The organism is Nocardia arthritidis (assembly GCF_011801145.1).
GTDB classification, from domain to species: domain Bacteria; phylum Actinomycetota; class Actinomycetes; order Mycobacteriales; family Mycobacteriaceae; genus Nocardia; species Nocardia arthritidis_A.
In genome coordinates, this window is sequence record NZ_CP046172.1 from 7069062 (window position 1) to 7095336 (window position 26275).

Consider the following 26275-nt stretch of genomic DNA (forward strand, 5'->3'; position numbering starts at 1 on the left):
CTCACCGACTACAACGCAAAATCCGCTTCTACGATCAGTTGGCCGCCAAGAAACGGCAGGTCAACACTGTTCCCCTGCATATAGAGCCCCGCCGAGGGCACAGTCGGATCGCGCCGCGCCCGATATGCGTTGGCCGAGGAAGTACGCCGCGCGGTCCAGGGCCTCGTCGGCTTCGTCGAGCACGCCGGTAAATGCCTGGAAGACGTGGGGTACGTCGGCGATGATGTCGAGGATGACGTCCACGCCGGCGGCTCGTGCGCGGGCGGCCAGGCGGGTGGAGTCGTCGAGGAGCATTTCGTTGGTGCCCGCCTGGAGGAGTATCGGGGGGAAGCCGCTCAGGTCGGCCAGGATTGCCGGGCTGAGCAGAGGCTGGTGGGGATCCTGTCCAGCGAGGTACATGGCACCGGTGAGTTCTAGGCTTTCGAGGGTGAACAACGGGTCGCTATCCGCTTTGGTCTCCATACTTTCGCCTGTATGGGTCATGTCGAGCCCGGGAGAGAACGCCACGATCGCGGCGGGCAGCGGCAGGCCGGCGTCGCGGGCCGCGAGGCAGGTGGTGACAGTCAAGCCGCCACCGGCGGAGTCACCGGCGAAGGCAATGGCCGAGGGGGGTGTGCCGCCGTCGAGCAGGGCTCGGTAGGCGCTGAGGCAGTCTTCGATCGCGGCCGGATACGGGTGCTCGGGCGCGAGCCGGTAGTCCAGCGAGAAGGCGCGGAATCCGCTGCGGGTCACCAGGTTCGCGGTGAGCGACATGGCGGTGTCAGGTGAACCGAAAATCCAGCTGCCGCCATGGAAGTAGAGGATCGTCCCGGCTCGCGTGGTGCCCGTCGGTTCCACGAGCACCGCGGGCCGGTCGCCGAGTGTCGTTGTTCGGGTGCGTATCTCGGTCGGCACGTTCATCTGGGCCATGAATGCCCGGAATCCCGCGCGCATCTCCGCAGCCGATCCGAGTTCGGGCTCGATGGGTTGCGGCTGCCGCAGCAGCGCATCGATCTTCGCCCGTTGTTCCCTGCTCATTTGTGCCTTCCTGAGACGTATCTTCAAACTAGGTTGTGTGGCAACCGAATCCGTCGGTATGCCAGTCGCTGCCCGCGATCGTTGGTCAGTGTGGCAGGTCGATCAGTGCCCGCAGCAGCGGTTTGTTCCACTCGCCCGAGACCTGGTCGAACAGGGCATAGGTCGGGCCGAATGACCAAGCGCCCCAAGAAAATCCGTGCTCCTCGGCGAGCTGGCGGTTATAGCTGGTCCAGCTCACCCGCGATCGAAGGTCGGCATAGTGCGTTGCGCCGAACTCGCCGACGAATATCGGGCGCTCGGCTGCGGCGGCCCAGGCGGCGACGGCGTCGAAACCCGCGGCCAGTTCCTCGCGTTGCCGGTCGGTGCCGTCCCAGGTGGTGCCCAACCAGGACAGCGGATCGCCGAAGGGGGTGTCCGCGCCGAGCCACTGTTCGCCCTGCATGGTGAAGGTGATGGGCCAGTACTGATGCACGGTGACGATGAGATTCCGGTCGTGCTCGGGCAGTACGAGGTCGGGCAGGGTGCGCAGATTGTTGTATGCCGCGGGTCCGATGACGACGGCGCGGGCCGCATCCACTTCGCGCAACTCGGTGAGTATGTGGTTCAGGTAGTCGTTCCACAGCGGGTCGAGCGCACCCCTGGGTTCGGCAAATGGTTCCAGCGCAACGGAATCGGGCCGATCCGCGAAGCGTGTGGCCACCTGCCTGGTGATGTGTAGTAGGCGATCCAGGTGGCGTGGGGGTTCGGCGATCAGCTCCGGATCGAGGAAGTTGGTGAGCACCACGGCCAACCCGCGCTCGACTGCCAGGTCCGTCACTTCTGCCACCCCGGCGAGCATTACCGGGTCGATTTCGTGATCCGGTGCGGGCCCGGTGTGCGCGGCCCAGCACAGTCCGATCCGGACGGCACTGAAACCCGCTGCTTCGACGAGATCGAGTTCCTGCTCGCCGAGCGGTACGGTCCAACCCTTTTCGATGTCGGCGCCGAAGTCGGCCGGAAAATTGATGGTGCGGGCGAGGCGGCGGTTGATGTCGTCAATGGACATGGGAGGGTCCCTTCGGCCAGGTGAGGCGGTGGTGTCGGAGGTCGTCGGCGAAGCCGAGCAGCCAGTCGCGTTCGGCGCGGCGCAGGGCTTGGCCGTAGGACTGATCGGTGAGAAAGATGGCCGGCACTTCCCCGAATTCGGCTATCGCCGAATCCAATTCGGTGATTCGGGTGTTGATCCGCGCCGCCCGTTCGGTCACCAGGTCGATGACCTCTGTGTCAGATAGCGCGAACATGAACAGCAGTGCGGTCGTGAACGCGACGTGATCGTGCGCCGGGTCGCTCAGCATGTCGCGCAGCCATTCGGTCAGGCGGGACAGACCGGCGGGCGTGATCCGGTACACGGTCCGCTCCGGGCGATTGCCCGCGCGGGTGGTCTCGACCGGTTCGATCAGTCGTTCGTTCAGCAATCGGGGCAGCGCGTCGTACATCGACGCGTTCTTCAGCCGCAGCACCTGGTCGTGTCCGCGTTCGCGCATGACCGCACGCATGTCATAGACGTGCCGCGGTTGTTCGGCGAGCAATCCGAGCACGGCGATGGTGACGGGGGTCCGCAGCGAGCGCTGTGACATCGGCCTCCTTAGTCGAATTCGTCTAGTCGAGTTCGACTATATTAGCGTGACTACGCGATGTCCACGGCAAACTGCTTGGACACCAAGAGATTTCAGGAGGCGCAAGTGGAAACGACCGTTGAGCTCACCCGATTCACGGTGGCACCCGAGCAGGTGAGCGCCATGCTGGCGGCACGGCCGGCGATGGTGGCCGACTTCGAATCCGACCGCACCGGCTTCCTCGGCGCCCGCCTCATCCGGCTGCCGAACGACGAGTGGCTCGATGTCGTCGAATGGCGCTCGGCCGAGGACTTCGCGGCATCCCGTGCCAAGGGACCGAATCTCCCCGGAATCGCGGCATTCTTCGCGACGCTCGGCGGTCTCGTCAGCGACGAGACCGGAACCCTGGCTCACGCGGGAGAATCGGCCCGCCGCGGGCTCTGAACCGCTCTGGCACAAGGTGATACGCCGACTGCGCAGTCGTCGGCAACGATGCGCTACCGCTTCTCCGCGACAGGGATAGGTAAGGGCCGCCGCGGGACCGGCTCAGAGACGACGATCGAGGTGGTCGTCTGTCCGAACATGAGGAATCCGTCGAGCACCTGTTCCAGCTGGCCGATCGACGGTGCGTGCAGTTTGAGTAGGAAGCAGTCCTCGCCGGTGATGCGGAAGCATTCGACCACCTGCGGTGTATTCTGCGCTGTCGCAATGATTTTGGGGAGCTGACCCGGACCGGGGCGAATGCGAACCAGTGCGGTTACCGGCATGCCGAGGGCGGCGGGATCGACCTCCATTCGGAAGCCGGTGATCACACCGAGTCGTTCCAGCCGCTGCACCCGCTCGGTGACCGCGGGTGCCGACATGCCGACGCGGCGGGCCAGTTCGGACATGGACAGCCGCGGATCGTCGTGCAGTTCGCTCAGCAATCGCACGTTCACCTCGTCAAGCAGTCGCGATTGCTCAGTGAAGGAATCTTGGCCATTCTGCCTTGATTTTCCAGGCAAATCACACCAACTTCCTGGATAGCGCCATTCCAACGCAGGGTGTTGCTTAGGAAGATACTCCGCATGACAACACCGCCCGGGACCGCGGCGAGGCGGACGGCGCCGCGAATGCCGCCACCGGCGTACTTCGGCATCAGCGCGATCTTCCACTACCTCGGCCCGGCCATGGCTGTTCTGCGCTTCGCCCGCCTGGACGCGCTCGGCGTAGCCTGGTTGCGAATTGCCTGCGCCGCAGTGGTGTTCGCGATGTGGCGCAGGCCGTGGCGGCTGATCCGGCGCTGCACACCGGAGCAGCGGCGGGTGCTACTCGCACTCGGTGTGGTGCTCGCGGCCATGAACACGACGTTCTACCTGGCCATCGCGCGGCTGCCGCTGACGACCGTCGGCGGCATCGAATTCCTCGGCACGATCGTGCTCGCCGCGATCGGAGTGCGTAGCCCCCGCAATGGGATCGCCCTCGCGCTCGCCGTCGGCGGGGTGCTCATGCTGACCGAACTCCGTTCCGCCGGTGAGCCGTTGGGATTCGCCTTCGCCTTCGTCAACTGCGGCCTGTTCATGCTCTACGTGGTTCTCGGTCACCGGATCGCCAACACCGGTGCAGGACTTTCCGGAATCGACCAACTCGGCGTCGCGATGCTGACCGCGGCGGTGGTCGCGACCCCGTTCTGCCTCGCTGCTGCCGCACCGGCATGCACCAGACCAGACCTGCTGTTGGCAGGGATCGGTGTCGGCATCTGCTCCTCGGTCATCCCCTATGTGACCGACCAACTCGCCATGGCTCGATTACGCCGCGAGACTTTCGCGCTGATGCTCAGCATGCTGCCCGCGGTCGCGACGGTGATCGGGATCGTGGTGCTCGCCCAGATCCCCACTATCGGGGAACTGATCGGTATCGCGCTGATCGCCGCAGGAGTCGCGGTCCATCGGCAGGTACCCGAAACCTAAGGAGAAATAATGGAATACATCCGGTTGGGCGGCTCCGGCCTCACCGTATCCCGGCTCTGTCTCGGCATGATGAGCTACGGCGATCCCGACTCGTGGGCATGGGTGCTGAGTGAGGATGTCGCGGAACCCATTGTGCGGCAGGCGGTCGAGTCGGGGGTGACCTTCTTCGATACCGCGAATGTGTACTCCGAGGGGGTCAGCGAGCAGGTCACCGGGCGGCTGCTGGCAAAACTATTCCGCCGCCGCGACGACTACGTGCTCGCGACCAAGGTCTACTTCCCGATGGGCTCCGGCCCGAACGATAAAGGCTTGTCCCGCAAGCACATCTTGGCCTCCATCGATGCCTCGCTCGACCGGCTCGGCGTCGATCACGTCGACCTGTACCAGATTCACCGCTGGGACGACGAGACTCCGATCGAGGAGACCATGCACGCGCTGAATGATGTTGTCGCCGCCGGGAAAGCGAGATACATCGGCGCATCCAGCATGTTCGCCTGGCAGTTCGCCAAGGCGCAGCGTGCCGCCGAAAGGCACGGCTGGACGAAGTTCGTATCGATGCAGAATCACTACAACCTCGTCTACCGGGAAGAGGAACGGGAGATGATCCCGCTGTGCCGCGATCAGGGTGTCGGCATCATTCCGTGGAGCCCGCTGGCTCGCGGGCTGCTCACCGGCTCCCGGCAGCGCGGCGGTGTGCAGACCACCGCGCGCTCGGAATCCGACCACATCGCCGCCGCCATGTACACCGACGACGACTTCGACGTGGTCGACGCGGTGGTCGCGATCGCCGCCGAACGCGACCTGCCCCCGGCGCAGATCGCGCTGGCCTGGCTGCTCGGCAGACCTGGAGTGACCGCGCCGATCGTCGGCGCCACCAAGATGAAACACCTGAACGACGCGATCGCGGCGCTGGAGTTACAGCTGAGCGAGAAGGAGGAGGCTGCGTTGGACGCGGTATACCGGCCGCACGGCGTGCTCGGTCACAGCTGATCGCTTCGATCCTGCCGCACATCCGAAAGAAGGCCACATGATCGGCACCACCACAACAGACGCCACCCGAACCACCGTCAATGCCTTTCTCGCCGCTCGCGCCAACGCCGACACCGAGACCCTCACCGCCTTGTTTGCCGACGAGGTCGACTGGCTGCTCGCCGAGAACCCCGTTGTTCCCTGGATCAAGCCGCGCCGAACCGCCGCCGAATGCGCGGCACAGTTCGAGGAGCTGATGGCCTACATCGTTCCGGAGGACGCCCGGGCCAGTATCGACACTTTCCTGGTCGATGGCACAGAAGCCGTTCTGTTCGGACACCTCTCGGGCACGGTGCGCGCCACCGGCAAATCGTTCGAGGGGCCCTTCGCATTGCGCCTGACCGTTGAGGAGGGCCGCATCACCCGCCACCACCTGTACGAGAACAGCGTCTCCATCGCGGCGGCCTGCACCGCGTAGCCCCGGCATGGACCCGAGACGGCAAGGCTCGATGCGCGCTCAGTGCACAGGATCCCGAGTCGGCAGCTGAGTAACGGGCCCCCGAGCACGTGACGAATGACGGTAATCGCCATCCCGGATATCTTGCGCCGCAGTCGATCTCGCCATGCCTACCGCCCCTGTTCCCATCCAGCAGGAGTTTGTGGCGGGTGGTGGGATTTGCAGGATCCGAGGCGTGATTGCCGATGGGAGTAGCTCCTTTCACGGACGGTTGGTCGTGTCGCGGCGAGTGAATGGGCCGCTCTCGCGCACCGTGGCGGGGTGAGTGCCGCTCAGGAATCGGTCCATCGCGCCTCGCGTGTCAACAGGCCGCGGTCGAGGGCGACGACGACGGCGTGGGTTCGGTCGCTGACGTCCAGCTTGGCGAACACTCGTAGGAGGTGGGTCTTCACCGTGGCTTCCGCGATGACGAGCCGTTTGCCGATCTCGGCGTTGGACAGGCCGTCGGATACCGCCGTGAGCACGTCTTTCTCGCGTACTGTCAGCGCAATCTGGGTTGGCCTGCGCATGCGGGCAACCAGTTTTTCGGCGACCCGTGGCGCGAGCACGGTCTCGCCACGGGCGGCGGCGTGGATGGCTTGGACGAGGTGATCGCGTGAGGTGTCTTTGAGCAGGTAGCCGATGGCTCCGGCTTCTACCGCGCGCTCGATCTCGGAATCGGTGTCGAAGGTGGTGAGGATCAGTACCCGGGTTGTGGTCCGAGCGACGATCTCGGTGGTGGCGGCCACGCCGTCGAGAACGGGCATCCGCAGATCGAGCAGTGCCACGTCGGGAGTGAGGTGCTCGACGAGTTCGATTGCGGCGCGGCCATTGTCCGCCTCACCGACGATCTCGATGGTCGGCGCTGCGGCGAGTAGTGCGACGACGCCCGCACGCAACATCGCATGATCGTCGGCGATGACGACACGGAGTGGATTTTCGGTCATGTCACACCGGACAATTCGAGGGAACGGTGGCCAGCACACGAGTGCCGTCGCCGAGAGAACTGGTCACGGTGAGTTCGCCACCGAGTTCGGCGATGCGCTTGCGCATGCCGTCAAGGCCGAACCCTCGGGCATCGGCGGGCGCGAAACCGCGGCCGTCATCGGTGATTTCGAGTTCGATACCGTTCGGGTGCCGGGCGAGGACTACGCCGACCGTCTTAGCGGTGGCGTGTTTGCGGATGTTGGCCAATGACTCCTGGGTGCAACGCAGCAGGGCAATCCGTATCGGCTGATCGCAGTTCAGGTCCGGTAGTTCGGCAGTGACGTCGAGCCCGGTGTCCTCGCTGAATCGGTCGAGGGTGCGGCGCAGGATATCCGCGAGTGCTATCGAAGCAACACCGCTGTGCGGGTCGGCGCTGACGAGAATGCGTGCCTCGGTGAGGTTTTCGCGCGCCGTGCGCTCGATCGAGAGCAGATGTTTGGCGGCCGTGTCCTGGTCGGCGCCGAGACCACTTCGTGCCGCTTGTGCCAGCACGATAATGGAGGCGAAACCCTGCGCCAGGGTGTCGTGGATTTCGCGGGCGATCCGCTCGCGTTCGTCCGCGGCGCCCTGACGCTGGTTCGCCTCGGCCAGCTGGGCCTGGGTGTGTGCCAACTCCGCACCCAGTCGGCGGGCCTGCTCGTCACCGTGCCGGAGAACTCGGTGCAGCCACAGTCCGATCAGGGTGCCGCCCGCATAGCCGAGCACGATGAAAGCGACATTGCCGGTGAAGAACTCCTGCCGGATGAGGGCACCGGTGAGACTGGCCGCCGCGGCGGCACTGGTGAAAGTGACCGCGCGCCGCGTATTCGACGCGTAGATCCAGAATTGCGGCAACGACACAATGAACAACGCGGCGCCACCTTTCAGCAGATAGGACATCGCGCCGAGCACCAGAACGAGCAGACCGAGGAAGACGGCAGGACGCAGCACCGGATCGCGCGAGGTCGCCATCGCCCAGCCGACCACGAGCACGATCACCAGCGCCATCGTCACGTATTTGGTTGCGGGGCCTCGATGCAGCACGGCGAGCACCGGTGGGATCAGACCGAACAGCACCCACAGAGCGGTGTACCACCGATGGAGTACCTGTAGCCGGAATCGGTCGTCGGGCTGCGGCCGTTGCTTCATTCCGCTCAGCCTACGGTTTCCAGCGTGCGGTCGACGGCGGCGAGATGTGGTGTGCGCGACGGCCACCAGGTGCGGTCGCCGAGCACCAGCAGGAGCGCGGGCAGGATCAGGACCCGGATGACGAACGCGTCGAGCAGGACGGCAACCGCGAGGGCGAAGCCCATCTGCTTCATCTCCAAGATGTGCAGCGGAATGAAGGCGGCGAAGACCGTCATCATCACGAAGGCGGCGCTGCTGACCACGCTCGCCGAACCGCCGATGCCGTCGAGCACGGCCCGCCGGGTGGGCACGCCGCGCCGCGCGGCTTCCCTGATCCGGCTGATCACGAACACCTGGTAATCCATCGATAGCCCGAACAGGATCACCAACAGCAGCAGCGGTACCCGGGAACCGATTGTGCCGGTCGAATGAAAGTCGAGCAGACGCTCCGCCCAAGAGTGTTGGAAGGTCAGCGTCAGCAAGCCGAGCGCGGAACTCGCCGAGAGCAGGTTGAGCAGCACGCCGACGAGGCCGAGGACGACGGACCGGAAGGCCAACACTGTCAATAGGAACGTCACCAGCAATAGCGCACCGATGATCAACGGCAGCTGATGTTTCTGATGTTCGGGATAGTCGGCGTACCGGGCCACGTCACCGGTTACCGCGGATTCGACGCCGGGTAGCACGCCGATGGTGGCAGGCAGATATTCGCCGCGGAGCCGGCCGAGGGACGCGCGAGCCGCTGTGTCGCTCACATAGTGGGGCACCGCCAGTTCCAGCAGGCTGACCCGGCGGTCGGGTGAGGTGCGCAGCGTTGCTGTGCCCGCCAGCGCCGGATCCGTATGTGCGCGCCGGGCGAGTTCGCCCAGAGCGGCGGCTACTTCGTCCGCGCGACCGGGTTCGGCGACCACGACTACCTGGTGCATCGACTTCAGTTCCGGGAAGGCCTGATTCAGTCGGTCGAAGGTCCGCATGGCCGCGATGGTGCGCGGGTGGGTCTCCTTGCCCATATCGGTCAAGTCGAGCCCGAGCAGCGGGGTCGCGGCGGCAAGCATGGCGAGGATCGCGACGGCGAGAGTGATCGCGGGGTGTTTCGCGGCTGGCCGCAACAGTTCCGCAGTAATCCGGCCCGGCCCGGCCTTGCGCCGATCGGTTGCGTTGTGCCGCGCCACGATCGCGTCGCGGCGGTCGGCCCGTCTGCCGAGCACGGTGAGCAACGCGGGCAGGGCGGTCAGCGAGCCGAGTACGGCAACTATGGTGACGAGGATCGCGGCGGTGGCGATCGAGGAGAAGATGACATCGTCGGCGAGATACATTGTCGCGCTGGAGATGGCGACCGCGAGCCCGGAGACCACGACGGCCCGGCCGGAGGTGGCGGCGGCCAGGCTCACCATGGCCTGCGTGTCGAGTGCGCCGCGCGCGTGTGCCCGCTCTTCGCGTTCCCGCTTCAGATAGAACAGGGTGTAGTCGACGCCGACCGCCATGCCGATCAACAAGATGATGTTGACGCCGACGCCATTGTCGGGGACCAGGTGTGAGGCCGGCATCGACAGTCCGATGGCTGCCACGATCGCGGAAATCGCCAGCAGCAGCGGCACCAGCGCCATCGCGACGGAGCGGAAGACCACCAGCAAGGTGATCAGGGTGATCGGCAGCGCGATCATTTCGGTACGCGACAAGTCTCGGTCGCGTAGTTCGTCGACCTCGCGGCTGATCGAGGGACCACCGGTCTGCTCGATCCGCAGATTCGGATGGGCGGCTTGCACTTGCGCGGTTTCGGCGCGCAGCGGCAGGACCTGCTTCTTGCCATCGAGCTCGGCGCCGGTCATGGTGATGTCGACCCGGACCGCCCCACCGTCGGCCGAATACACCGGTGCGGCAACGAATTCGACCTCGGACAGCCTCCGCATCCGGTCGCCGATCTCGCGCGCTGCGGCATCGGCAGCGGCCGGATCCAGCCGGTCACCGGGGGGACCCGCGGTGATGAGTACCCGCTCCACCGGCCGCTGCTGCAGTCCACCCCGGGCCGCCATCGCCTCGCCACGGCCTGCCTCGCCAATCCGGAAATCCTCGGTGCCCGCGGCCTTTCCGCCCACTCCGGTACCGATACCGATACACAGCACCACGAACAGCAGCCAGCCCGCGATTGCCAGCCATGGGTGACGAATGCTCCAGCGAGCCAAACCAATCGGGCGATCACGCATGCCATGAATGTTCGTTGTCGCGCCGGTGTCGCCGACAGCCTCGACCGATGGAATGCCGAGTCCACCATTCGGTGGACCCTCGAGGTAGATATTTGTTCGGAGACAGGCGCGGTCGAACGAGGTAGCGGACCCGATCGCCGATGGGTGCAGGTCCTCTGCAGGACTGTTGCTGGTGGTGGAACCGCAAGGTCGTCGGCGTTGCGTCCTCGTGGAACAAGCCGGCCAGTTCGTCCCATTGCTACCTGTGGCGCTGGATCCGGCCGGTCATCAACTCACTGATCGCCTGGCGCCACTAGGAAGTGGCAATGCTGATGACCTCCTAGCGCTTGCCGCTACCCAGGGTGAAAACGGCTTCGATGACCAGTCGGCCAGCAAGAAGATGCTGGTCGGTACTGTTCCCATGCATATAGCGCCCCGCCGAAGAAGCGAACCCGCGACTCGGGCCGGAAACAAGGCTGTCTGTAACCCAGTTTCCGGACCGCTCGGCGCTCGCCTACATCGCGCGTCTCGGCTCGGCGCTGCCTGCAAGTCCGGTTTCTCCGGAGCCGCTGCCGGATCGGCGGCGGATACACCGCGCCACTTCGATGTCGGCTGAAATTTGCGGTTCACGACGGGTAGACGAGGTTGTGGATGCTGTTCGAATCTCGCCGAGGGAACCGAGGACGAAAAAGCCACTGCACCAGCCTCATTCGGAGAGAACCCGGCCAAGGCTCAGGGCGGTGGTAGGAGTCCGGTGTCGATGCAGTGGTCCAGGTATCGGTGCAGCAATTCGCGATCGATCGGGGTACAGCGCAGCGTGCTGGCGGCCAGGCCCCGGACGACATTGGCATTGTGCACCGTACCGAGACTCTCGAAGGACAGTGCTCGGTCGGCATCGTCGGATCGGAGGTCGAGGAAGGCCAGCACGGTGTGATCGGTCGTGGGGTCGGCGGCCAGTGTGTCACGCCATTGGGTGATCGGCCGCGTGGTGAGCGGGAAACCGTATTCGCGGACCCCGGAGAAGATGTCGGCCAGGTTCACCGCGGGCACGGGGGCCAGATTGAATACTCGACCATCCGGCTGTTCGGCGAGTGAAAGCCGGACGATCGCCGGGCCGACGAAGTCCACCGGTGTCCAGACCTCGGAGGCGTCGAGATCGGGGACGGTCCCGGTTCGTATGCTGGCCAAGAGCATTCGCCACAGCAGATCCTTGGTATTGATGATGCCGGTGCCGGTGGCGCCGGTTACGCGCCCGAGCCGGTAGACGGCCACCGGCAGCCCGCGTTCGGCGGCCTGCTGGAGCAGCCGCTCGGATACCCATTTGGTTTGCGGATAGCCATCCCACAGGTCTTCGTGGGCAGGGAGGAACTCCTCGGCCACGTCGGGGCGGATCCGTGCCGGGGCCGCGACGGACAGTGTCGAGACATAATGCACCGGAATCGACCGATGTGCGGCGGCCAGGCGCAGGATCTCGCGTGTCGCAACCACATTCGCCGCCCGCAAACTCGAATAGGTGCGCCCGATGTCGACCACCGCGGCGTTGTGGTAGATCGCATCGCAGCTCACGGACAGCTCGGTGAACTGCTGGTCGTCCAATCCCAAGCGCGGCATGGTGAGGTCGGCGGGCAGCACGACCACGCGGTCGTTCAGCGCATCATCGGACAATCGCTGCCCGGCCAGTGCCCGCTGGATCCTCGCCAGGCCCTGTGCCGCATCGTCGGCCCGGACCAAACAGACCACCTGCGCGTCGGTCTGCGCCAGCAGTGCGGTGAGCAGGTGCGCGCCGACGAAACCTGTTGCGCCGGTGAGGAGTACGCGCCGCAACGGAGACGGGAGGACCGGGGCCGATGCTGATGACACCACATCGTCGGTCAGGATCGCATCGGCCAGCGCCGCGGGAGGTAGGCCGGTGATGCGCCGAGGCGCGGCTCCGGGCTCGCAGTCGAGGGCCGCCGCGAGTCCGGCCACCGTGGGGTGGCGGAACAGCAATGCGACCGGAACATCGCGGCCCAGCGCCGCACCGATCCGGTTCACTGCCTGAATGGTCTGCAACGATTGCCCCCCGAGCTGGAAGAAATCCTCCGTCGTCGACGAGATCCGAACGCCGAGTACTTGTTCCCATACGGTCAGCACCGCGCGTTCCAATTCCGTTGTCGGTGCGGCACCGCTCGACTGCGTCGCTTCGGTGACCAGCGGGGAATTCCGCAGGGCACCCCGGTCCACCTTCCCTGAAGCCGTCCGCGGCAGCCACTCCAGCATGACCACCGAGCCCGGAATCGAGGCGGCGGGCAAGACCGAGCCCAGATACCTTCGAAGTTGTGCCGAGGACGGACAGACCGCCGACGCTGCGGGTACGATATGGGCGGACAGGTGTTTCGCGCCGTCGGCCAGGACACGTCCGACCACCGCGGCCTCGGCCACGCCGGGATGGCCGAGCAGCAGTGTCTCGATCTCGGCCGGATCCACCCGGTGGCCACTGATTTTGAACTGTTCGTCGATCCGGCCGACGAAGACGAGCCGGCCGTCCTCGCCGCGACGGACCAGATCGCCGGTGCGGTATGCGCGCGGCCGTCCCGCCAATTGTGTCAGGGGAGCGAACCGTTCGGAGGTCAGCTCGGGTTGTCGCACGTATTCCCTGGCCAGTCCGGCGCCGATCAGATACAACTCACCGACAGCGTTCGGGGCGGCCGGCTGTCCGTGCTGATCGAGCACCGCCGCGCGCACTCCGGGAAGTGGCACACCTATCGGCACCGTATCTCCGGGTCCGCGGATACCTGCGACATTCAGATCGGCCGCGGTGGCTACCACGGTGGCTTCGGTCGGCCCGTAGGTGTTGAGCAGTCGCACCGAACCACCGGTCATGTTGTTCCACTGGACGACTCGCTCGGGCAGCGCCCCTTCGCCACCGATGATCACCATGCGCACACTGTCAGGCAAGACCGCAAGGCCCGTCGCCAAGGCGTGGGTGAGTTCGTGCCAGAACGCTGTCGGCAGGTCTAGCACACCGATGCGTTGCCGCGCACAGGCGTCGACGAAGTGCGGTATGGATTGCAGCATCTGCGCGGTGCGCACGACGAGGGTGGCGCCGGTCACCAGGGTCAGGAAGATCTCCTCGACGCTGGCGTCGAAATGCAATGGGGCGAACTGCAATACCCGGTCATCGGGCGTCAACCGGTAGCTGTCCCGCGCCCCCGCGACGAAACTCGCCAGGGCACCTCGAGTGATCAGCACTCCGTTGGGGCGACCGGTGGAGCCGGAAGTGTAGATGGCGTAGGCCGCATCATCGGTCCCTGCTGATGAGACAGGCCGGAACGCGCTCACGAAGTCCGAGCCGACCGACGCCGCGCAGTCGACGGACATCGCGTGATCGATCAATATCACGTCCTCGCGGCGGTTTTCGACCAGGTCGACGTACTGCGATGAGGTGATGATCACGCTGGGCTCGGCGTCGGCCAGGATGGCCTCCATCCGGGACCGTGGCCCCACGGGATCCATCGGCAGGTACCCCGCACCCGCCAGCAGTACTCCGACTATCGCCACCACCGCTTCGATGCCGTTCGGCAACAGCACTGCGACAAGCTGGTCAGGGCGCACGCCATGTCGGATCACGTTGCAGGCCAATTGTTGTGCGGCCAACTCGAGTTCCTGGTAGGTCAGCTGCCGCGTTCCGTGTTCGACAGCGATGGCGGTGGGCTGCCGCCGAGCGCATTCGAGGATCAGATCGACCACGGGTCGCGCGGGTACGGACAACGGGCCGCCGTTCAGTACGGCACGGTCGCGTTCGGACGCGGGCAGCGATGGTATCCGATCGATCCGGCGATCGGGGCCGCGGAGCAATTCCAGCACAGCGGTTCGTACTTGGGCGAGTATGCCGTGCACATGCTGCTCGTCGAGAGCGGCGGCGAAGGTGGCACGCAGCACCATCTCGGTCTCCGGAATCACGTACAGCATCAGTGGTGTTCCGGTCGCCTCGTCGAACTGGACGTCGGTGATGGACAGACCCGTCCCCTCGGCGTCCAGATCGTGTGCTGCCGGGTAGTTCTCGAAGACCAGAATGGTGTCGAACAATGTCATCTCGCCGACGGACCGAACCAACCCGCTGCACCTCTCCACCTGGGCCAGGGTCAGGCCGTCGTTGGCGCTGATCCGAAGCTGACGATCCTGGATGCTTCGCAGCCAGGTAGCAACCAGCACCGCCGGATCGACCGGAACCCGTAGCGGCAGCGTATTGATGAACAACCCGACCGCGGACTCCATACCGTCCAGCTCCGCGGACCGTCCGGTGATCGTCACGCCGAACACGACATCGGATTCACCGGTCCACCGTGCCAGGAGCAGCGCCCAGGCTGCCTGGAAGATCGTGTTGACCGTGACACCGAGAGCGATCGCACCTCGACGCACCGCGGCCGTCTCGTCCGCGGTGAACCGCAACTCTCGAGTGCCGTGTCGAAGTGCGCTGTCCTGCAATGGCTTATCCGGAGGCAGCGCCCTGGTGGGTGCGGTGAGACCGGCCAACTCCGTGCGCCAGAACAGCTCCTGCGCGGCGGCCCGTTCGGCGCACATCGCCGCATGCCGTGCCAAGAGAGCCGAATACCGCGGTGGCTCAACGAGTGTGGGTGGTCGACCGTGAAATACCGCGCGGTAGCACGACATCACTTCGCGCAGTACGGTCCCGAGGCTCCAGCCATCGAGTAGGAGGTGATGGTGGGTCCATATCAGCTCGAAGTGCTCGGCGCAGCGCTGCACGAGGGTCCAGCGCATCAGCAAGGGGCCCGCGAGATCCGGAAAACCTTGTTCCCGATCGTTTTCCAACAACTGTGTCAACTGCCGCTCGCCCTCATCCGGGTCGAGTTCGCGCAGATCGACGACGGCGATCGTGACATCGTCCGCCGCGCCGACCTGCTGGACGGGTCGGCCGAGCGAATCGAAGCCGAAGCGCATTCGCAGCGTCTCGTGCCGGTCCAGCACGTGTTGCCAGGCGGTGCGCAGCGCGTCGACCTGCACGGGGCCGCTCAGCCGCAGGCGAATCTGTTCGCAGTACAGCTGCGGTGACTCCTGGGTGACGCAGTGCATCAGCATGGTTTGCTGCATGGGTGAGAATTGTTGGGACCGCGCTGTTTCGGCGTCCCAGTGTGCACCGGGATCGGGTTCGGCCGGCGTGCTCACCGAGGCCATCCCGAGCACCGTGCGATGGGCGAAGATCTGCTCCGGCGTGAGCAGCAGCCCGGCTCGGCGTGCTGCCGCGCTGAGCCTGATGGCCAGCACCGAGTCACCGCCGAGGGCGAAGAAGTCCGCTCCGATACCGATATCCGGTCGGTCGAGGAGTTCCGCGAGCAGACCGCACAGGAGCGTCTGACGCTCGTCGGTGGGGCCCGCCGCGTCGGCGCCGCCATGGCCCGCGGCCATCGCGGCAAGTGCGTTACGGTCGACCTTCCCGTTGCTGCTGAGCGGGAACCGTTCCACCGCAATGATTTCCGGGGGCACCATGTATGCGGGAAGGACCGCCCGGCAGTGCCGGTCGGCGAGCTCGGCCACCTCGGTGCCGGCGTGCCCCTCGGTATCGACGACAATGTAGCCGACGAGGTGTCCGCCGATGGCCAGCACCACGGCGTCGCGGATGGCACCGTGCTCACGCAGCACGGCCTCGATCTCACCGAGTTCGATCCGGTACCCGCCGATCTTGACCTGCTGGTCGGATCGGCCGAGAAATTCGATGAGCCCGTCTGGGTGATACCGTCCGAGGTCCCCGGTGCGGTATAGGCGTCCGAATTCCGGATGGGTGATGAACCGTTCCTCGGTGCGCTCGGTGTCCCGCCAATAGCCCAGCGCCACACCGACTCCGCCGATGTGGAGTTCGCCCGTGACGCCCGGCGGACAGGGGTAACCGGCCTCGTTCAGAATGTGGAACCGCTGGTTGGTCATCGGGCGCCCGTACGGGATGGAGGTCCACTGCGGGTCGACCAGGTGCACGGGATAGCAGATCGACCAGATCGACGCCTCGGTGGCGCCACCGAGACTGATCACCTGCATGGACGGATTCAGTGCCCGGAGTCGGTCGGGCAGGCTCAGTGGTATCCAGTCACCACTCATCAGGCAGATTCGCACCGAACCCAGGGGGATGGTAGGGAGGCGGAGCCGACCGGGGGCGGGTAAGCCCAGCGCATCACGGCTGGTGTGTTCGGCCTCTTCGGCAACCAGCCCCGCCAGCGCGGGGACCGAATTCCACATCGTCACCCGTTCCCGCACAGTCAATTCCAGCCAGTGCGCGGGATCTTTGCGCCCGGTTGCCCGCGGCACGACGATGGCACCACCCGCGGCGAGTACACCGAAGATGTCGTAGACGGACAGGTCGAAGCTGAGCGAGGACAGGGCGAGCACCCGGTCGTTCTCGTCAACGGCGAAGCGCGAGTTCATATCTCGAATGGTGTTGGTCGCGCCGAGATGATCGATGATCACCCCTTTGGGTGTGCCGGTCGAGCCGGAGGTGAAGATCACGTAGGCGAGCCGGTGCGGGTCGGCGGGCAACACCCGGGGTGTCGCCGCGGTCGCACGCAGGGTGGGGACGTCGATATCGAAGACGTGCCCGGAGAATTCCGCCGGTATCACCGCCCGCGTCCCCGGCTGCACCAGCACATGGTCGACGCCACCCAGCCGGAGCAGCTCCGCGATCCGCCGGGCGGGTAGCTCGGCATCCACCGGCAGATAGGCCGCACCGGATTTGCAGACACCGAGTGCGGCCGCGATCTGCTCCCAGCCCTTGCGCATGCAGATCGCCACCAGTTGACCGGGACGAGCCTGCGCACGCTGCAACCAGGCGGCCACGGTGTCGGAGAACTCATCCAATTCCGCGTAGCTGAGCCGGATTCGATCATCGATGATCGCCTCGGCCTGCGGTCGCGCGGCAGCCATGGCCCGGAATCCGTCGTGCAATGCGATATCGGTCGGCAGCGGTCCGGCGGTGTCGTTCCAATCCTCGACAACACGCCGGTACTCCGCGGTCGGCAATATCGGTACCGCGCCGATCGGGCGTTCGGGGGCCTCGAGCAGTTCGTCCAGCAGGACCGTGAAGCGATCGGTGAAACGCCGCACCGTCGACCGATCGAAGAGATCGGTGCTGTACTCCCAGCTTCCGTGCATGCCGTCGGCGGATTCGGCCAGTGACAGGGTGAGATCGAACTGGGCGACGGTGCGCGGCAGTTCCAGTGAGGTGGCGGTCAATTCGGGGGTCAGTGCGATCTCGCCGCCCGCGCCGCCCATCCCCATCGCGGTCAGGCCGCTCATCTCGCGCGAGCGTGCCTGACGCAGCACGAACATCACATCGAACAGGGGCGAGCGGCCCAGATCCCGCGGAATCCGCAACCGCTCCACCAGCATTGGGAACGGCAGCGCCTGGTGGACCAGGGCATCCACGGAGGTCGAACGCACCTGCCGCACCAGATCGGCGAAAGTCGTCGCCGGATTCAGCCGCACCCGCAGCGGCAGCGCGTTATCGAAATAGCCTGCCACCGGGGCCCATTCGGCTTCCGTCCGACCGGTCATCGGTGTGCCGATCAGCAGATCGTGCTGGTTGCTGTGCCGGTGCAGGAAGACGGCGAAGACGGTGAGCAGCGTCTGATAGGTGGTGGCGCCGGTGGCGCGGGCGAATTCGCGCACCCGGTCCGCGGTCCGCGCCTCGATCCGGAATCCGTGCAGCGCCCCACGGAACGACTTGCTCTGCGGCCGCGGCCGATCGGTCGGCAGCTGGAGTACGGGAAGCGGACCGGTGAGCTTGTCCCGCCAGTGCTCCCACAGTCGCTGTCCCTCCGGACCGGCCAGCATTCGGGACTGCCATCTCGTGAACTCCGCGTAGTGCCGGGTCATCGGCGCGAGAACCGGTTCGGTTCCGGCGATTTCGGCCCGGTATAGCGCGGCCAGATCGTTCACCAGCAAAACCAGCGTCCAGAACTCGCCGACGATGTGATGCACCACCAGCAGCGCGACGTGTTCATCCGGGGCGGTGCGATAGATGCCGAGCCGAATGAGCGGACCGGTGGCCAGATCGAAGGGGCGGTCGACCTCGGCGGCAAGGTGTGCCGTGAGCTCCCGTTCGCCCCATCCGGTGGCATCGGTCTCCGATATCCGCAGTGTCTCGGCCGCGATCTCCTCCTGGTGCGGCTCTGCGTGGTCGTCGGTGACGATGCGGGAGCAGAGCACGCGATGGCGCTGCGCGAGCCCGGCCACCGCACGGCGCAACGCGACCCGATCCAGCGGCCCGTGCAGGACCAGCGCCTCACCGAGGTTGTACGCGGTGGCGTCGGGCGCGAGTTGATGCAGGAACCACAGGGCGCGTTGCCCATAGGACAGCGGCCATCGGGGCGTGCGGCGCTGCGCCCGGTCACGCAGGAGCGTGGCCAGCAGTCGCCGCTTCTCGGTCGATGAGAGATGCCGAACCGGATCGGATTCGGCGACTCGGGAATTCGTCATGCCAGCCCCTCGATATCGGCGTCTTCGGCGTATTCGGCCAGGAGTGTGTCCAGTTCCGTTTCCGACAGCTCATCGAGCCGGTCCAGCAGCGCCTCGGGGGCGAGGTTGTCCGGCGACACCGCCGCCGGGTTCTGCAACTGGTCGGTCACGTACTCGGCCAACTCGCGCAGGGTCGGTCCCTGCAGAATGAGCGCGGTCGGCACGCGCATCGAAAAGGCCGATTCGATGCGGTTTTTCAGCTCCAGACCCATCAGCGAGTCCAAACCCAGCGCGGTGAGCGGGGTATTCAGCGCGACCCGCTCCGGTTCGGTGTCGAGGGTCTGTGCCAACCTGGCCCGAAGTTCGGTGCTGATTCGCTCGACCCGCTCCGCGGGATCCGCGTCGAGCAGATCCGCGAGGTCGATCGCGCCGGTGTCCCCGCTCCCGACCGAGTCATCCGGACCGGCCGTTGGGGACGAGGCGCCGAGCAGATCGCCGAGCAATCCGGCCCCGATGCGTCCACCCGCGATGCGTTGCCAGCGTTGCCAATCCGCATCGAGGACGGCCACCACCGCACTGTCGTCCGCGAGGGCACGACTCAGGGCCGCCAGGGCAGCCTGCGGTTCCATCGGCCGCAGACCCACCGCGGTGAGCCGATCCGCCACATGCGAGTCGGCGACCATCCCGGCACCCGCCCACGGCCCCCAGGCGACGCTCACCGCGGGCAGCCCGCTGCCCCGGCGGTACTGCGCCAACCCATCGAGAAATGTGTTGGCCGCGGCATATCCGGACTGACCTGGGGAGCCGAGCACACCGGCGACCGAGGAGCACAGGACGAAGAAGTCCAGGTCCGATGCCGCCGTCGCGCGGTGCAGGTGCCAGCCACCGTCGACCTTCGGGGCCAGTACCGTGGCCACCCGGGGCCAGGTTTGCTGGTGCAGCAGAACATCATTCAGCACGCCCGCGGCATGCACCAGACCGCGCAGCGGCGGGAATTCCCGCCGGATCCGCTCGATGACCTCGTCGGCCTGGTGCGGGTCGGCGACATCGCCTCGCACGTAATGGACCTCGGCGGGCCCGGCGGCCAGTGCCGCGATCGTCGAGCGCCCCTGGTCGGCGAGTTCGGAGCGGCCGTTGAGCAGGATCGTCCTCGCGCCCTGCGCGATCAACCACCGCGCGATGGCGAGGCCGACTCCGCCGAGCCCGCCGGTGATCAGGTAACTGGCGGCCGGCCGGATCCGCACCGCTGCTTCCGAATACGTCCGATCCAGCTCGGCCAGCCGCGGCGTGAACCACGACTGGGCCCGATGTGCCTGTTGCACACCATTTTCCGAACTGATCAGCAGATCGACCAGGGCCTCGGCCTCGCCGGTCACCGAGCCGTCGGGATCGAGGTCCACCAGACCGCCGAAGGTCGTCGGACTTTCCCCGGCCAGCGTCCGCCCCAAACCCCACAAGATGGTTTGGCGGGGATCGATCGGTTCCCGCGTTATTCGCTGCGCGCCCCTGGTGATCAGCCACACCGGCCCATCGGCGGCGGTTGCCCAGCCGTTGAGCATCGGAATAAGGTCGCGGACAAGCGAATTCGCTGTCTCCGCGGGCTCCGCGGCGGCGGATTCGAGCGGAATCAGGTCCAGCGCGGGCAGATACAGTACCCCGCGCCACGGCGCCGCGGCGAGGCTGCGCCAGTGATCGGGATCGGTGATATCGAGCGGTTGCCGCCGGCCGTCCGGGTGGCGCAGTTCCCAGCCCGCGTCGACGGCGGCGATGACCGCGCACGGCTCGCCGCGTTCGGCCAGTATCGCCAGGATCTGAGCGCCGAGGTCACCGCGAGGCGACCACACCAGCCACGAACCGATCCGTTCCGCGCCGGGCCCCGGCTGCGGGGTCGAGGCAGGCTGCCACTGAATGTCGTAGCGGCGCACCGCATGTGGTCCGGTGAGCCCCACCTGCTCGGGCTCCATCGTGGTCAGCCGCACGCCCTCGAACACCAGCACCGGGCGACCGCGCTCATCGTGCACCCGGATATCGGCCAGCACCTGGCAACTGCGCCGCCCTGCCATCCCCCGATGTGAGACCTCCAGGACCTCGATTTCGCCCCATGCCGCCGTCACCGGCCGCCGCGCGAGCACCACCCGCCGGACGGCCAGGGGGACCAGCAGGTTGCCCTGGCTGGTCAGCTCGTGAATCACGGTGTCGGGCAGGGCACCGGCCATCGCTTGGAAACACGCGTCCACGAAACCGGGGACCGCGACCACGTCGGCCGCCACGCCATCGGGCCTGCCCAGCATGAACCGGGTGGACCCCGAATCCGGTCGCACCCAGCGGATCCACTGGAAGGTCGGGCCCAGCCGCAGACCCCGCCGGTCCGCTTCGGCATAGAAATCCGCCCCGTCCATCGCGTCGCCGGGGCGCACCGGGTCGGGCGGCTCGTAGGCGACCGATGAGCACAGCCCGGCCCTGAACCTGGCGTGAATGCTCCAGTGCTGCGGCCGTCCCCCCTCGGCGGGCGCGCTGTGCACCTCGACATCCCAGGAGCCCGGCTCGGTCGGCGTCAGATGGCATTGCGCCAGGTGCTGCTGGTCGCCCGCGAGTACGAGCGGGCGAGTGAAGGCGACGTCGGACAGCTCCAGATCCGCGGTGCTGTTCGCCAGATGCCAGATCGAGCCCGCCGCGGCGGTCAACCAATACGCACCCGGCACGACAACGCGACCGAACAGCCGATGATCACCGAGATCCGATGGCTGGCTCTCGCCCAGTACCTGCTCGAAAACCGCTGCGCCGGAAGGTAACCACACGGGTGTTCCGGCATAGGGAACCGTTGGTCCGGAGGGCGACCCCGGCGTCTCGCTCCGGGCCAGCCGTGCCAAGGTTTGCCGACCGCGTTCGACGAACTTGTTGGGATGGGTGACGCTCTCGAAGGGATAGGTCGGCACGCGACGTATCCGGCCGGGCCGGTCGCGGTGATACTGCGCCCAATCGATTTGCGCACCGAAGGTGTACAGCGTGGCCAGTGCCCGCTGCACCCGTTGCGGCTCCGAGCCGGTGCCGACCATGGCGGGCAGTGCGTGCACCTGCGCCTGCTCGACACCGCGGTGCACCAATCCGGCCAGGACGCCGCCGGGCCCGATCTCGACCATGAGCGTGCAACCCGCGTCGACGAGCGTCTGTGTTCCGGCGGCGAACCGCACCGTTTCGCGGACATGCCGACGCCAGTACGCCGGTTCGCTCAACTCGACGTCGGCGAACTTGCCGGTCAGATCCGAGACGAAGGCGGTGTGCGGCGCACGAGTCACGGCCCGCGCCACCTGCTGTTCGAATTCCGCGAGTACCGGATCCATCAGCGCGGAGTGGAACGCCCGGCCGACCGGGAGCCGGCGGGTCGATACCCCGGCGGCGGACAATCGCGAAATCACCTCACCGACAGCCGGTTCCGCACCGGAGATGGTGACCGCGGCCGGACCGTTGACCGCGGCCACCGCGACCTCACGATCACCGATCGCCTTGCGTACCTCGTCCACCCCGGCGACCACCGCGTACATGGCACCCGGTGCGGTGTGCTGCATGAGCCGCCCGCGGACCGCCACCAAACCGGCGGCGGTATCCAGATCGAAGACACCGGCCGCGCACGCCGCCGCATAGGCGCCGACACTGTGCCCGATCACGGCATCCGGTCGCACCCCCATCGACTGCCACAGGGCGGTGCTCGCGTATTCGAAGGCGAACAGCGCCGGTTGGGCGTACTCGGTGCGGTCGAGCAGCTCGCCGGACCCGAACAGCAGCTCGAGTAGCGGGACGTCGAGATGCTCGCGCAGGGCCTCGGCGCAACGGTCCAGGGCCGCACGGAATATCGGCTCGGCGTGGTACAGCTCCCGCCCCATCCCGGCGCGCTGCGACCCCTGCCCGGAGTACAGAAACGCGATCCGGGCGGGACGGGCGTCGTCGGTGGCGGTCCCGCTCAACTCGGCGAGCCGGCGCGCGGCTTCGGCCGGGTCCCCCGCTACCACGGCGCCCCGGTGCGCGAAATGGGTGCGACCGGCGTTGACCGTCATGGCCATGTCCGGCAACGCGATTCGATCGGTATCCAGTGTCCGGCGGTAGTCCTGCGCCAGTCTCCGCAGACCGGTGTCGGTGCGGGCCGATACGGTGATCACCACGGGCCGGTCCGAGGTCGGCGTCGAGTCCCGGTCGACTGCGGGCGCCTCGAGCACCACGTGGGCATTGGTGCCGGACAAGCCGAAAGAGCTCACCCCGGCGATCCGCGGACCCTCCGACGGCCAGGATTCCGGTGCCGTGGGTATGCGAATCCGAGAGCCGTGCAACCGGATTCGAGAGTTGAGTTCCTTCAGGTTCAGATGCGGTGCGATGACGCCGTTTTCGAAGCACAGGATTGTCTTGACCAGACCCGCCATCCCGGCCGCGGCCTCCAGATGCCCGATATTGGTCTTGACCGACCCGACCAACAGCTCATGGCCGTTCGCTGTCATCGGCCCGAAGACATCACCGAGCGCGTCCAGTTCGATCGCGTCGCCGAGTGGCGTTCCGGTCCCGTGGGCTTCGATATAGCCGACCTCTTCCGGTGTCACCCCGGCACTGGCCAGCGCCTCGCGGATCACCGCCCGCTGCGCCACCCCGTTGGGTGCGATGATGGAGGCGCTGCGACCGTCGTGCTTGACCGCCGACCCGCGAAGCACGGCCAGCACTCGTTCTCCCTCGGACACCTCACGCAGCCGCTTCAGCACCAGCACCCCGCAGCCCTCACCGCGGCCGTATCCGTCGGCGCGGGCATCGAAGGTCTTGCAACGTCCATCCGCCGCGATCATTTTGGCGAGTGAGAGGTTGATCCAGATATCGGGCGACAGCAACAGGCTCACCCCGCCGACCAGTGCCATCCCGCATTCCCCGCGGCGCAGACTATCCGCGGCCAGGTGCAGCGCGACCAGGGACGAGGAACACGCGGTATCCAGGCTCAGCGCCGGGCCCTGCAGATCCAGGGCGTGTGCCAGCCGACCGGATGCCATGCCGTGCAACGTCCCGGGGCCGGTATAGGTCTCGATCATCTCCGGCGCCCCGGCCCAGATCTGCAGATTGAGGAAGTCGGTGCTCGAAACACCCACGAACACACCGGTATTGCTCCCGGCCAGCTGGTCCGCGGGCTGCCCGGCATCCTCCAGGGCCTCCCAGGTGGTTTCCAGCAGTATCCGGAACATCGGGTCGATACATCTGGCTTCCCGTGGCGCGATGCCGAAGAAGTCGGCGTCGAAATCCTCGACACCGTCGAGAAATGAACCGGCACTTGCGTGCGTGCGCCCGGGCCGGTCGGGATCGGGGTGGTAGAACTGCCCGAGCCGATCCGGTGGAAAGGGCCGCACCGCATCCCGGCCCTCGGACAGCAGGGACCAGAATTCGGTGGGTCCCCGTCCCGCCCCGGGAAAACGGCACCCCATTCCGATAATGGCGATCTTCTCCTCGCGACGGTCGATCATCGCGGCGTCCTTTCCGAAAGTGCCAGTACGCCATGCAGATAGCCGGCGAGAGCGTCGATGGTCGGATGATCGAACAGCAGGCCGACCGGCAGCGGGACGCCCAGCTCGGCCTGTACGCGGTTGCGGATCTCCACTGCCGCAACAGAATCGATACCGAGTTCGAGGAACCCGGTCTTGGCTCCGAGGACCGATCCGTGCTCGAGCCGCAGTACGGTGTTGATCCGGTCGGTCAGATAGCGCACCAGCTCGTCGTGCCGTTGCCAGGCGGGACCGCGAGGCGGTGTCCGCAGCCGCGTCGGCTGATCGGCCAGCCGCCACTGCGCGACGACCGCGAGACGGCCGTGCCCGAAATCCGCCCGGCACAGCATGCGCTGCACCTTGCCGCTCGATGTCTTGGGCACGGCCCCCGGTTCGACGAGCGCCACGACCGCCGGCATGACACCATGCTCGGCGCCGACCGCGGACCGGATCACGGCGAGCACATCATCGGGGTCCGCGACCTCGTGGGCGCGCCGCAGCTCCTGCAGCACAACGAGTTCCGGTCGATCGTCCCGGTCGACCGTGAAGGCCGCGGTGCCGCCGGGCCGCAGGGCGGGATGGCAGGCCGCGACGGTCTGCTCGATATCGTGCGGATAGAAATTGCGTCCGTCGATGATGATCAGCTCACTGCGCCGACCGGTGACGAACAGCTCGCCGTCGCGCAGGAATCCCAGGTCTCCCGTACGCAGGAAGCGCATTTCGGGACGGTGGGGCAGGATCGCGCCGAAAGTCTGCGGGCCGTGCTCCGGTTCGGCCCAGTATCCATCGGCGACGCAGGGACCGCCGACCCAGATCTCACCGACCTCATCGGATCGACACGGCCGTCCCGTGTGCGGATTCACTACTCGCACATCATGATCGGGCACCACCGGCCCATTGCCGACCAGCACGCGGGTGCCCGCGCCCTCGCGCAGGCTGATTCGGCCCTGCTCCAGGACGTCGGCATCGACACGTATTTCGCTCGGCCCGTCCGGGCGCTGCCCCCCGGACACCATCAGGGTGCACTCGGCCATGCCATAGCACGGAAACAGACTCCGACTGCGGAATCCCGCGACCGCGAACGCCGCGGCGAAGCTCCGCAGAGTCTGCGCGCGCACCGGTTCGGCACCGCAGAAGGCGACGTCCCAACCGGACAGGTCGAGCCGCTCTCGATCGTGTGGCTCGATCTTGCGTACACAGAGGTCATAGGCGAAGTTCGGGCCTCCCGCGCTGACGCGCATCCTGCCGGAAATTCGCTCGAGCCAGATCGACGGGAAGTGCAGGAAAGTCAGCGGCGACATCAGCTCGCAGGTCATTCCGAGATGGAGGGGTTGCAGAATGCCACCGATCAACCCCATATCGTGATAGGGCGGTAACCAGGTCACCACGTGGCAGTTCCGGTCGTGTCGCATGGCGTGCCGAATGAGCTCGCTATTGGCCACCAGATTGCGCTGGGTCACTCGGACACCGCGCGGGGCACGGGTGCTGCCCGACGTGTACTGCAGGAATGCGAGGTCATCCGATGTCGACCGCAGCGGACGCCAGTCCGCGGCCGCACTGTCCGGCACGATATCGGTTGCGCACCAACGTAACTGCGACCGATTGCCCCGAGGCAGCAACGTGTCCGCGACGGCGTGCGCCTCGCTGGTGGTGAGTACCAGGGATATCTGCGCATCCTCGACGATCCCCAGCAGGCGGGACAGCGACCGAGGAGATCGCCCCACCTCCGGAGGATAGGCGGGTACCGCGGTGACACCGGCGTACTGGCAGCCCAGAAAAGCCGCGACGTACTCCAGGGACGGTGGGTACAACAGCAGCACCCGATCACCCGGCAGACACTGATCCTGCAACGCCGAGGCGATCGCCCTCGCTCGGCGATCCAGCTGACCGTATGTCCAGTGCACATCGAATTCCGAAGCCCCGCTGACAAAAGTCAATGACCTTTGCTCAGGAGTGTTCTCGGCATGGTGGCGAATCACGTCGACGAATGACGTCTTATCCGTAATCGTCAGGCTCAAGACAACAT

General features: G+C 66.5%; 14 protein-coding genes. 4 read left to right on the forward strand and 10 right to left on the reverse strand.

Going from position 1 to position 26275, the window contains the following annotated elements; all coding sequences use genetic code 11:
* Positions 1 to 60 precede the first annotated feature (60 nt).
* The 3 genes from F5544_RS31860 to F5544_RS31870 form a co-directional block, all read right to left on the reverse strand.
* Positions 61 to 1017: an alpha/beta hydrolase gene (locus F5544_RS31860; RefSeq protein WP_167476609.1), complete on the reverse strand. Its 957-nt coding sequence runs from the start codon at positions 1015 to 1017 to the stop codon at positions 61 to 63.
* Between the two features lie 85 nt (positions 1018 to 1102).
* Positions 1103 to 2062 carry a glycoside hydrolase family 5 protein gene (locus tag F5544_RS31865; protein WP_167476610.1) on the reverse strand — a complete coding sequence of 320 codons (960 nt, stop codon included), beginning with the start codon at positions 2060 to 2062 and terminating at the stop codon, positions 1103 to 1105.
* Positions 2052 to 2633 (reverse strand): PadR family transcriptional regulator, encoded by a 582-nt coding sequence (locus tag F5544_RS31870; protein ID WP_167476611.1) that lies wholly within the window; start codon positions 2631 to 2633, stop codon positions 2052 to 2054. The genes F5544_RS31865 and F5544_RS31870 overlap by 11 nt, the downstream gene beginning before the upstream one ends.
* Before the next feature lie 105 nt (positions 2634 to 2738).
* On the opposite strand from F5544_RS31870, the gene F5544_RS31875 reads away from it, so the two are divergent.
* Positions 2739 to 3056: an antibiotic biosynthesis monooxygenase family protein gene (locus F5544_RS31875; protein WP_203217394.1), complete on the forward strand. Its 318-nt coding sequence runs from the start codon at positions 2739 to 2741 to the stop codon at positions 3054 to 3056.
* 53 nt (positions 3057 to 3109) lie between these two features.
* Here F5544_RS31875 and F5544_RS31880 read toward each other — a convergent pair whose 3' ends face one another.
* Positions 3110 to 3550, reverse strand: a complete 441-nt coding sequence (locus F5544_RS31880; RefSeq protein WP_275106980.1) for an Lrp/AsnC family transcriptional regulator — start codon at positions 3548 to 3550, stop codon at positions 3110 to 3112.
* Positions 3551 to 3679: 129 nt separating this feature from the next.
* Here F5544_RS31880 and F5544_RS31885 point away from each other — a divergent pair, with 129 nt between their 5' ends.
* Genes F5544_RS31885 through F5544_RS31895 form a run of 3 tightly spaced genes read left to right on the forward strand, consistent with a single transcriptional unit; the run spans position 3680 to position 6008 of the window.
* On the forward strand, positions 3680 to 4561 hold the full coding sequence (locus F5544_RS31885; RefSeq protein ID WP_167476614.1) for an EamA family transporter: 882 nt from the start codon (positions 3680 to 3682) through the stop codon (positions 4559 to 4561).
* A gap of 9 nt (positions 4562 to 4570) precedes the next feature.
* The gene (locus F5544_RS31890; protein ID WP_167476615.1) at positions 4571 to 5551 is read left to right on the forward strand and encodes an aldo/keto reductase; all 981 of its coding nucleotides are present in this window, start codon (positions 4571 to 4573) and stop codon (positions 5549 to 5551) included.
* 37 nt (positions 5552 to 5588) lie between these two features.
* The gene (locus tag F5544_RS31895) at positions 5589 to 6008 is read left to right on the forward strand and encodes a nuclear transport factor 2 family protein (RefSeq protein ID WP_167476616.1); all 420 of its coding nucleotides are present in this window, start codon (positions 5589 to 5591) and stop codon (positions 6006 to 6008) included.
* 311 nt (positions 6009 to 6319) lie between these two features.
* Here F5544_RS31895 and F5544_RS31900 read toward each other — a convergent pair whose 3' ends face one another.
* The 6 genes from F5544_RS31900 to F5544_RS31925 form a co-directional block, all read right to left on the reverse strand.
* The gene (locus tag F5544_RS31900; RefSeq protein WP_167476617.1) at positions 6320 to 6973 is read right to left on the reverse strand and encodes a response regulator; all 654 of its coding nucleotides are present in this window, start codon (positions 6971 to 6973) and stop codon (positions 6320 to 6322) included.
* 1 nt (position 6974) lies between these two features.
* The gene (locus F5544_RS31905) at positions 6975 to 8141 is read right to left on the reverse strand and encodes a sensor histidine kinase (RefSeq protein WP_167476618.1); all 1167 of its coding nucleotides are present in this window, start codon (positions 8139 to 8141) and stop codon (positions 6975 to 6977) included.
* A gap of 5 nt (positions 8142 to 8146) precedes the next feature.
* Positions 8147 to 10324 carry an MMPL family transporter gene (locus F5544_RS31910; protein ID WP_167476619.1) on the reverse strand — a complete coding sequence of 726 codons (2178 nt, stop codon included), beginning with the start codon at positions 10322 to 10324 and terminating at the stop codon, positions 8147 to 8149.
* A 711-nt stretch (positions 10325 to 11035) separates the two neighbouring features.
* Positions 11036 to 18766, reverse strand: a complete 7731-nt coding sequence (locus F5544_RS31915) for a non-ribosomal peptide synthetase (RefSeq protein ID WP_167476620.1) — start codon at positions 18764 to 18766, stop codon at positions 11036 to 11038.
* Entirely contained in the window at positions 18763 to 24231 is a 5469-nt protein-coding gene (locus F5544_RS31920; RefSeq protein WP_167476621.1) for a type I polyketide synthase, read from the reverse strand. Before F5544_RS31920 ends, F5544_RS31915 begins: the two co-directional genes overlap by 4 nt.
* Positions 24228 to 26267, reverse strand: a complete 2040-nt coding sequence (locus F5544_RS31925) for an AMP-binding protein (RefSeq protein WP_167476622.1) — start codon at positions 26265 to 26267, stop codon at positions 24228 to 24230. Before F5544_RS31925 ends, F5544_RS31920 begins: the two co-directional genes overlap by 4 nt.
* Positions 26268 to 26275: the final 8 nt, after the last annotated feature.

Excerpts from the sequence above, each read along its gene's own strand:
- F5544_RS31860 (WP_167476609.1), bottom strand. The coding sequence starts at position 1,017 with ATGAGCAGGGAACAACGGGCGAAGATCGATGCGCTGCTGCGGCAGCCG.
- F5544_RS31865 (WP_167476610.1), bottom strand. The coding sequence starts at position 2,062 with ATGTCCATTGACGACATCAACCGCCGCCTCGCCCGCACCATCAATTTT.
- F5544_RS31870 (WP_167476611.1), bottom strand. The coding sequence starts at position 2,633 with ATGTCACAGCGCTCGCTGCGGACCCCCGTCACCATCGCCGTGCTCGGA.
- F5544_RS31885 (WP_167476614.1), top strand. The coding sequence starts at position 3,680 with ATGACAACACCGCCCGGGACCGCGGCGAGGCGGACGGCGCCGCGAATG.
- F5544_RS31890 (WP_167476615.1), top strand. The coding sequence starts at position 4,571 with ATGGAATACATCCGGTTGGGCGGCTCCGGCCTCACCGTATCCCGGCTC.
- F5544_RS31895 (WP_167476616.1), top strand. The coding sequence starts at position 5,589 with ATGATCGGCACCACCACAACAGACGCCACCCGAACCACCGTCAATGCC.
- F5544_RS31900 (WP_167476617.1), bottom strand. The coding sequence starts at position 6,973 with ATGACCGAAAATCCACTCCGTGTCGTCATCGCCGACGATCATGCGATG.
- F5544_RS31905 (WP_167476618.1), bottom strand. The coding sequence starts at position 8,141 with ATGAAGCAACGGCCGCAGCCCGACGACCGATTCCGGCTACAGGTACTC.
- F5544_RS31910 (WP_167476619.1), bottom strand. The coding sequence starts at position 10,324 with ATGCGTGATCGCCCGATTGGTTTGGCTCGCTGGAGCATTCGTCACCCA.
- F5544_RS31915 (WP_167476620.1), bottom strand. The coding sequence starts at position 18,766 with ATGACGAATTCCCGAGTCGCCGAATCCGATCCGGTTCGGCATCTCTCA.
- F5544_RS31920 (WP_167476621.1), bottom strand. The coding sequence starts at position 24,231 with ATGATCGACCGTCGCGAGGAGAAGATCGCCATTATCGGAATGGGGTGC.